At 60.6% G+C, this 7,931-nt stretch carries 8 protein-coding genes, 1 tRNA gene and 1 pseudogene; 5 read left to right on the forward strand and 5 right to left on the reverse strand.

What is annotated here, in order from left to right; translation table 11 throughout:
* Positions 1 to 23: 23 nt before the first annotated feature.
* Positions 24 to 98: transfer RNA gene (locus ACESL9_RS16030), tRNA-Glu, on the forward strand.
* A 113-nt stretch (positions 99 to 211) separates the two neighbouring features.
* Here the strand turns inward: ACESL9_RS16030 and ACESL9_RS16035 are convergent.
* The 4 genes and pseudogenes from ACESL9_RS16035 to ACESL9_RS16050 form a co-directional block, all read right to left on the reverse strand.
* Positions 212 to 748: an HGGxSTG domain-containing protein gene (locus tag ACESL9_RS16035; protein WP_372675181.1), complete on the reverse strand. Its 537-nt coding sequence runs from the start codon at positions 746 to 748 to the stop codon at positions 212 to 214.
* 178 nt (positions 749 to 926) lie between these two features.
* On the reverse strand, positions 927 to 1,184 hold the full coding sequence (locus tag ACESL9_RS16040) for a hypothetical protein (RefSeq protein WP_372615240.1): 258 nt from the start codon (positions 1,182 to 1,184) through the stop codon (positions 927 to 929).
* A gap of 81 nt (positions 1,185 to 1,265) precedes the next feature.
* Entirely contained in the window at positions 1,266 to 2,771 is a 1,506-nt protein-coding gene (locus tag ACESL9_RS16045; protein WP_372615245.1) for a TaqI-like C-terminal specificity domain-containing protein, read from the reverse strand.
* A gap of 39 nt (positions 2,772 to 2,810) precedes the next feature.
* Positions 2,811 to 3,092, reverse strand: a pseudogene (locus ACESL9_RS16050) (Eco57I restriction-modification methylase domain-containing protein); the annotation flags it as partial.
* Between the two features lie 84 nt (positions 3,093 to 3,176).
* Here ACESL9_RS16050 and ACESL9_RS16055 point away from each other — a divergent pair.
* The 3 genes from ACESL9_RS16055 (at position 3,177) to ACESL9_RS16065 (ending at position 6,058) form a co-directional block, all read left to right on the forward strand.
* Complete coding sequence (locus ACESL9_RS16055; RefSeq protein WP_372615241.1) at positions 3,177 to 3,686, forward strand: hypothetical protein; 510 nt, start codon at positions 3,177 to 3,179, stop codon at positions 3,684 to 3,686.
* 480 nt (positions 3,687 to 4,166) lie between these two features.
* Positions 4,167 to 5,036, forward strand: coding sequence for a hypothetical protein (locus ACESL9_RS16060; RefSeq protein ID WP_372675182.1), 870 nt, complete (start codon positions 4,167 to 4,169; stop codon positions 5,034 to 5,036).
* An 89-nt stretch (positions 5,037 to 5,125) separates the two neighbouring features.
* On the forward strand, positions 5,126 to 6,058 hold the full coding sequence (locus tag ACESL9_RS16065; protein ID WP_372615243.1) for an IS5 family transposase: 933 nt from the start codon (positions 5,126 to 5,128) through the stop codon (positions 6,056 to 6,058).
* Positions 6,059 to 6,128: 70 nt separating this feature from the next.
* Here the strand turns inward: ACESL9_RS16065 and ACESL9_RS16070 are convergent, their stop codons facing one another.
* Positions 6,129 to 7,412, reverse strand: a complete 1,284-nt coding sequence (locus ACESL9_RS16070; RefSeq protein ID WP_372615244.1) for a tyrosine-type recombinase/integrase — start codon at positions 7,410 to 7,412, stop codon at positions 6,129 to 6,131.
* 329 nt (positions 7,413 to 7,741) lie between these two features.
* Here ACESL9_RS16070 and ACESL9_RS16075 point away from each other — a divergent pair, with 329 nt between their 5' ends.
* Complete coding sequence (locus tag ACESL9_RS16075; RefSeq protein ID WP_372675183.1) at positions 7,742 to 7,903, forward strand: hypothetical protein; 162 nt, start codon at positions 7,742 to 7,744, stop codon at positions 7,901 to 7,903.
* The last annotated feature ends 28 nt before the right edge of the window (positions 7,904 to 7,931 follow it).

Raw genomic sequence — 7,931 nt, forward strand, 5'->3', positions numbered from 1 at the left:
GCCTAGTCACCCCATGTGTAGCCGGCCCGTTCGTCTATCGGTTAGGACGCCAGGTTTTCAACCTGGAAAGAGGGGTTCGACTCCCCTACGGGCTGCCAACTCACTTTCATAAAGCATTGATTTGGCGTCGAAAATTGGCCTCCTTCAAAAGGCTATCCCCCAGAAAATCCCCCATCCCGGCACGGACCGACCCGGATTTCACCGGAACACGCTAACGACACATGCCCTTGCGTGACTCCATTTGTGCTTCCTCAACCCGCCTATGGTCGTCAGTGGCTGAGGCGTCGGGAGTTCGTGCATTCCGCCATCTCTCCCAGCGCCGCCGTTGCGCCGCCGCGATTCTGGCGCGGCCTTCTTCGGTCCTTGGCCCGGTCGAGCGCCCGCCGTGAAACTTGCAACGCGTCCGCCCCGGTTCGGATTTCGCGCGGCAGGGCGTGCCCTTCCGGGTCATGGCCCCGCAGGTCACGCGGCGATAGGCAATCCTCTTGCAAAGCCGTCGCGACATGCCGGGGGCGAAGGCGGTCAGCAAGTGAAACATCCCGTCCGGGTGTAAGACCCTACCACGCGCGCGCGTGTAGTAGTCGGAAAATTCGCCACCCGCCAAGCCCAGAGCCGCCATGATGCGTTTGATGGCATAGCCGTGCAGGTCGAGGTCCGGCTTGGCTTCCCAGTATCCCACGGCCTTGTGCGTGACGCCTGCAAGGCGCGCCAGCACCCTCTGGCCCAGTCCCTGTTCGAGCCGTGCCATGCGTAGGGCGTGTCCGGTCGCGCGCGGTCTATCCGTTTCTAAAATAGGGTCTATCGGAGTCCCCCGGTGCTGTGCCGGGATGCGGGATTGATTTTCATTTGATTTCGACAACCTCGAAAGAAATGGTCCCATGCCAGTCCCGCGGCGTAAAGCTGGCAACATTCGACCACCCCCCGGTTCAGGCACGAGCCTGGTTGAGGCGGAACAGGCGGGCGAGGATTTCGTCGTCGGTCAGCACTCCGACGCGCCAGTCGTCGCCCCATCCATAGGCCTCGGCCACCGCTTCATCCAAGGCGCTGTGCGTGTGGTCGAGCCATGCGTGGCGTGCGTTGTAGAGGTTGGTCACGGGTCCATAATCGCCAGATCGTATCCCTGTGATCCCACCGGCCCGAGTTGACCGGGCGATCTTGCCTGTTGAAATAAACTTGGATGTCACGATTGCGCATCCCACGACGCAGCATCGCCTTGATCAGGCCGATTTCTTCGTCCTTGCTTGATCTGCGCGGCATCGCCCCCCTTACTGCACCGCCGCCTCGATCATCGCAATTTCGTCGGGGGTCAGATCGTGCAGGCGGTAGATCGTCTGGTTGATCCGGGTCTCCAGCGTGGCGATCTCGGTCTCGGCGGTGGCGATCTCTTCTTGCAGGCGGATCACATCGGCCATGATGTGATCGTCCGCGCTTAGGGCCACCTTCTTCAATTCGGTTGCCAGCTTCTTGCCGGTCATGCGAGCGCTGACCTCGGTTCGGCTGGCCAGCACCTTCCATTGGGCGAGGATGAACGGGGCCTGTTCGGGGGGCGGAAAGATCCCTGTGACGGCGGGGATGCCGTCGATCAGGAAGCGCAGTTCGCCGCGTTTTATCTCTGCCGACAGGGGCACGCCGGGTTTGAGGTGTTCTTCCAGCGCGGCTTGGCGGGCCTCGACCTCGCGGGTGAGGCGGTCCTTGGCCCATTTGCGGCGGTCGGTGCCGATCAGGCGCTTGGGGGCGGCGTCTTTCAACTCATCAAGATCGGGCAGATCGGGGAACAGCCAGTCGTCCGGGCGCGGCCGGATGCGGACCGACCCCATGCGGCGAGCTATGTCGTCCAGAGCTTCTCGCAGTTGGTCATGCAATTCTTGCAGACGCTCAGCGTCTCGTGCCAGCGCCGCGCTGTCGTCGCCCTCCGCGACCGGGATCGGCAGATACTTGATGAACTGCTTGTTCGCCTCGAAATACCCGTTGTCCTTGGGCTTTGCTGTCTTGCGGAAGTAGAAGTCGCAGGGCTTGGCATTCAGCGCAGCCAAGGTCCCCCACAGGGACACACCCCGAGCGGGCATGATGCCGTTCACCCGGACATTGTTGATGTAGAAGGCTCCTTCACCATCAGCCGTGACTTGCATCCGATTGACGGTCTGCGTGACCATCAGCTTGGGTGCTTCCTGCTTGTCGAGGTTCTTTGGGTAGTTGTAAGCCCACCACCCGTCATCAAGGTCCATCTTGTTACTCTCGCGGGCGCGCAGCTCATCTTCATGTCCCGAGAGATAGGCCCAGGCATTCGGATACTGGGTCCGCAATGTGCTGGCCGGGATTAGGCTCGGACGATTGCCGCTCAGGCTGTAAGGGAACAGCAGATAGGTATCGGTCTGCGGGGTCAGATAGCGGCTGGCCTCCGCGCCGGACACCAGAGGCTTCATAATCTCGTCTTCGATCTCGACAACACGCCCGCGCTTGGCCCCTTTCGGCGGCTTTTCCTCGTAGCGGTTCGGCCCCAACCGTTTCAGGTGGTAGATATGATCTGCGCTGGTCTGGATGCCGACGAAGATGTTGCGCGAGACGGCAGGATCATCCAATCGCACCCCGTTGCCCGTCAGCTTGTCGATCAGATCGCGCTCACCCCCCGTCACCAGCAGCCAGCGCTCCCCGAAGGTCAACCGGTTATAGGGTAAGCGGATGTCCTCGGCCTCCCACGGGCTTTCGGCCACGACCCCGTTCGGGGCCTGCACCACGGCAACTTCGTCGTTCGGATGCTTCGAGAAGAACATAAGCGCGGTGTAGACCGTCACGTCATCGAAAATCTGATGCGAGCCGAAGTCGATCCAGCCCCATAGGTGACGGCCAGCTTCGATCACCCCGCGCAGCCCCGCGCCGTATTCGTTCATTTGCCAGACAGACGGGGCGATGTAGCCCAAGCGGCCATCGTCATTCAGAAGCTGGATGCCCTTTTCGATGAAGGGAAGGTAGAGGTCGAAATTCTTGGTTTGCGTGCTTTGATACCCCGCACCATTTTCTGGCGCACGCTTCAAGAACAAAGCCATGTCGGCATGGACCTTGCGGAATTCCTGAAGCTTCACATAGGGCGGGTTCCCGACTACGGCCCCCTTGCCGTCCTCAGGTCGCCATCGCGATCTTGCCGCACAAACCGCTCCGCTTGTGGCCTAACTTCACACATGACGTACAGAAACAACATCGTTCCCGCCGAGGTGCCGCGTGCATCGAACCGCCAGCAGTACGACGCAAGCATGACGTCTCTCATCCTTTCATACGCCGAAGCCGGCATGTTCCCGGAGGAGTGGTGCTGCGAACTGGGCATCACGATGCGGACGCTCTACGCTTGGGCGAAGAAATACCCGGATTTCGCGGACGCGCTGGAGGCAGCCTGGCATCTGCTCCATGCCTACTGGGCGCGCCTTCTGCGCGAGAACATTTGCAACCCCGGGCTCCGTCAGACCGCTGTGCTCAAGGTTATGGCGAAGCGTTTTCCGGCGACGTGGGGCACCGAACCTCGGAATACGCTGGAGCATCTTCTCAAAGCCACAGGCAGACGGGATTATCCCGAAGGGCACTCCGACGACATGGCCTCCAGGGCTGTAAGGGCGATGACGGACGAAGAACTCGAGCAGCGCCGCGTCGTTCTGGAGAGGCGCCTCGGGATTTCAAGGGAGACCTCATTCGAGTAGTCCGGCCTGCGATCCGCCATCGCATAGCAGCGCAGCAGCAATGATGTGGGGCTCTTGAATAGCCTTGAACGCGACCATGCGCTATGCCATCGGCTGAACCTGCGGCTTGGACAGCAGCGCCCGCAAATCGTCGGGAGCGGATGGCGAAGTTCGAGGTGTCTCCAGCATGGCTGGATGTATACCCTTCGCGAACGCGCCCCGAACGAAGTCCTTCTGATACGTCGCCAGCCGGAGCTTCTTCCCAGCCGTGCTGCCCTCGGGGACCACCAGCCGGGGAAGGAAAGCGCCATGACGCGCGCCTGCTATCTGGCGAGCACGCGCGTCATGGCGCTTGGTATACCGCCCCTGGCATGATTTTACGCCGCCACGTGGCCGGTTTTTACTCCGCAGTTGACAATTGAGGCTGCATCGGCCATCGATACGTGCCCCATGCTTACCGGCGATCGTCGGGGCGTTAGGTTGCATCGCTTTGGAGTTGGAGTGTCTTCGGTCATTCGTAATATCGCGCCTTTCCGTGAGGCACGCATAATTATCGGCTATATCTTTTTAGTCTTGACAGCGCTGATGGTGCCTCGCGCGTGTCCCGCCGCAGATTTCAAGATAACAAGTGATGATGCCGGGTTGGTCTCGGGACCACTGTTCGAACCGGCCGTTCAGATCGTAATGGACGGTGAAATCTTTAAGGGAGATGCGAATAAGCTTTCGAGCATAATCGAAAAAATAAATAGTGAGGGTAGATATATTACGCTTATGCGACTGAAGTCCATTGGAGGCAATTTTTATGAAGGACTAAAAATCGGTCGATTGGTCCGCAAGCACCGGCTTGCAACCTATGCCTCGTTTGATGGAAGTCACAACCAATCTTGTGCATCAGCTTGTGCGTATGTCTGGTTATCGGGTGCGCACCGCATCGGCGGTGTGTCTGTTCACCGAAGTTATCTTGAAAGCGATCGTTTCGGTGAATGGGAGAAGGCCATGCCGGAAGCCCGACAGGCATTGGAGAAGTTTTTGTCGGAGCTTGAGGTGCCTGCCTCCATCATAAATTTGATAAAATCTACACCTGCTTCTGAGGCGCGACTGTTAACCGCGAAGAATGATAACCTAGAGTTTCAACCATTCATCTTTGACTTCTTGGAGAGAAAGTGTGGGCGATTTTATAAGTCTGGTGACTGGTATGATTGCGCCATCTGCGAGATTAAAAGATTGCAGTTTTTTGCTCAAGTTCAAGGCAGCATAGAGACATATTTAGCGAGATATGATTGTAGAGTAGGATTCTTTCGCCCGACTGCACCAGCTAGCATGTTACAGCAATCCGCTGTCGAGCCGAGCTTACCTGTTATTTCAAGGTGATTTGCACAAGATGACTGGCGGCTGGCGTTGTTGCATAAGTCTGACGACGGGGGATTCACTTCGCGAATCCATGCGGTTACACGGGCTGGATGAGCAAGCCATCTCCCGCCCGCTTTCGCACGACGAATTGGTCCAGTTACAACGCGTCGCTGCGCAAGCGGGGGTCGCTGCTGATCCGGGTCGACAAGGACATGACATGGCGCGCGCCGCGTGACAGGCGGCCCGGACGGCCAGCGGTCTTTTCCGATTTGGCAATCCAGTTTTGTCTTTCTATCAAGGTGCTGTTCAAGCTGCCGTTGCGCCAGACCGCCGGGATGGTGGCGAGCCTGCTGCGGCTGGCGGGGCTGGACTGGCCCGTGCCGGACTTCTCTACCCTGTGTCGGCGGCAAAAGACCCTGGCCGTTCAGGTTCCCTATCGCCGCGCTGACGGGCCGCTGAACCTGCTGGTGGACAGCACCGGCATCAAGTTCCTCGGCGATGGCGAATGGCAGGCCCGGAAGGACGGGGTGCAAGGCCGCCGCCAATGGCGCAAGGTTCATCTGGCCATGGACCCGGCCACATCCGACATCCGCGCCGTGGAATTCACGCCCAGCCGAGATGGCGACAGTCCCGTGCTACCGGACCTCCTTGGGCAGATCCCGGAAGACGAGCAGATCGGCACCGTCACCGCCGACGGCGCCCACGACACGCGCCGCTGCCACAAGGCTATCATCGCGCGTGGCGCCACCCCGATCATCCCGATCCGCAGGAATGGACGTCTGTGGAAGGGACACTGCCCTGCAGCACGCGCCAGAAACGAGACATTGCGCGCCACACGCCAAAACAGTCGGGCGTTCTGGAAACGCTGGACCTGGTACCACGCACGAAGCCGGATCGAGGCGAAGATGCGCTGCCTGAAAGCCTTCGGCGAGCGCATCGCCGCGAGAGACCCCGACCGCCAGACCGCCGAAATCCACATCCGCATCGCCCTCATGAACCGCTTCTCGGCCCTCGGCACCGCCGAGATCGTCCGCGTTGCATGATGTCAGTGTGGAAAGGGGCACTCACGCCTCAGGCCTGAGTTCTGCAACAATGCCGGTGTGGGTTTATCGCTCATCCTGACGCCCCCAGCGCGACCACATTGCCGCCTTGCACCGCTTCGCCGCAAAGGAAGGAAGCCCATGCCACCATCATGTCGCGCCGCCGTTCTAGCATGTCCGAGCGTTGATAGGCGCGTTCCACCTCCGAGCCGACAACGTGCGCGAGCGCGATTTCAGCCATGTCGCGCGGGAAGCCCTTTTCAGCCGCCCATTGGCGGAAGGTCGAGCGCAGCCCGTGCGGCACTGCGGGGCGCTTTGTGGTCGAGTCGAGATATCCCTTGCCGCCCGCCTTAACCTGAGCGTCCTGCATCCGCCGCATGACGGCGCTAACGCTCATGTCCGAAAGCACGCCACCGCGCGGCGCGAAGAACACATATGGCGCGCCATCCAGGCGCGGCAGGGTTTCCAGCAGCGCCACGGCCTCGGGCGGAAGCGGCACGCGATGCGGTTTGCCCCCGGCGGGAATTTTCGCGGCCTTCCGGCCCGGTTGGATTGTCCACATGCCCGTGCGAAGGTCGAATTCATCCCAAGTCGCAAAGCGCACCGCTCCCGAACGCGCGGCGGTCAGCGTCAGGAATTGAAGCGCCCGCGCCGCCATGCCTTCGCGCTGGGCAAGGTCGGCCCACCAGCGCGACACGTCGCCCAGCGCGACGGCGGGATGATGCACGACCTGCGCCACCTTGCCGGGGGCCGGCAGCAGTTCCTTGAGGTTGCCGCGCCACGCCGCCGGGTTGTCGCCTTCGCGGTGCCCTGCCACGGTCGCCCATGTCAAAACCGCCTCCACGCGCCCGCGTAGTTTCTTCGCCGTAACGGTGCGTTCGCGCCAATGCGGGTCGAGCATCGCCAGCACGTCCCGCGTGCCTATGTCGCGCACCAGCTTTTCGCCCAAGGCGGGAAGCGCCAGCCGTTCGAGCGACGAAAGCCATTGCTTGCGGTGCTTTTCGCTTTTGAATTCGCCTAGCTTCGCCTCGGCATAGGCGGTGACACATTCGGCGAAGGTCAGGGGCCGAACCTTCGCGGCCCGCCTTTCTGCCAGCGGGTCAGCCCCGAGCATCGCCGCGCCCTTATTTTCTAGCGCAAGCTTTCGCGCGGCTGCCAGCGACACCGCGGGCGGGCTGCCCAGCCCAATTTCCTGCCGCTTGCCGCGAATGGTGACACGCTGCACCCATTGGCGCGAGCCGCTAGGCCACACCCGAAGGAAAAGCCCTGTGCCGCCGCCGTCATGGTATTTGCCCGGTTCGGTGATGGTATCGACACGCCGCGCCGTCAGCCTGCCCCGTTGCCCCGCCTCCCCCATTTTATCCCCCTACATGACATGGATTGCACCGGACTATGCCGGAATGCGCTACACAAGGGAAGGTGTTATGCCCCTTTTATTTATGGACTTTTGGGGCCTCTGCCGGAAAGTGGCGGAACCGACTATGGCGGCCCTACGGGCTGCCATTACGCTCTATAAGCTGTTGTAAATAAACATTTTTCATACAGACAAGCGCCCGCCGCACCCCTTGAACCTGCCCTCAGAAACTTACTGCGACGCATGGCGTTGAAACGCCGTGAAAGGTTCCTGTCTTTCGTCAACGACTCGATTGTGCCAAACTGCACCATCAGCAGAGAAGGCACGACGCCATGACGCTCAACAAGTTCCGCCGATTCTTCTACATGCTCTCGCGGTATCTTGGCGATGCTCAAGCGGTCACGTCCAAGCGCAAAGGCTCTGTATCCCGCCGCGTCGGTCGCAGGATCGCAGGACGCATCACCGGCAAAGGGCTTGGAAAGCTGTTTCAGTGAATGAGCGTTTACCAGAACCTATCGTTGA

The sequence above is a fragment of the Aquicoccus sp. genome (assembly GCF_041686535.1).
GTDB lineage: Bacteria > Pseudomonadota > Alphaproteobacteria > Rhodobacterales > Rhodobacteraceae > Aquicoccus.

What these genes read in the sequence shown, in the direction of transcription:
- ACESL9_RS16035 (WP_372675181.1), bottom strand. Translation starts at nt 748, where the DNA reads ATGGCACGGCTCGAACAGGGACTGGGCCAGAGGGTGCTGGCGCGCCTT.
- ACESL9_RS16045 (WP_372615245.1), bottom strand. Translation starts at nt 2,771, where the DNA reads ATGTTCTTCTCGAAGCATCCGAACGACGAAGTTGCCGTGGTGCAGGCC.
- ACESL9_RS16055 (WP_372615241.1), top strand. Translation starts at nt 3,177, where the DNA reads ATGACGTACAGAAACAACATCGTTCCCGCCGAGGTGCCGCGTGCATCG.
- ACESL9_RS16065 (WP_372615243.1), top strand. Translation starts at nt 5,126, where the DNA reads ATGAGCAAGCCATCTCCCGCCCGCTTTCGCACGACGAATTGGTCCAGT.
- ACESL9_RS16070 (WP_372615244.1), bottom strand. Translation starts at nt 7,412, where the DNA reads ATGGGGGAGGCGGGGCAACGGGGCAGGCTGACGGCGCGGCGTGTCGAT.
- ACESL9_RS16075 (WP_372675183.1), top strand. Translation starts at nt 7,742, where the DNA reads ATGACGCTCAACAAGTTCCGCCGATTCTTCTACATGCTCTCGCGGTAT.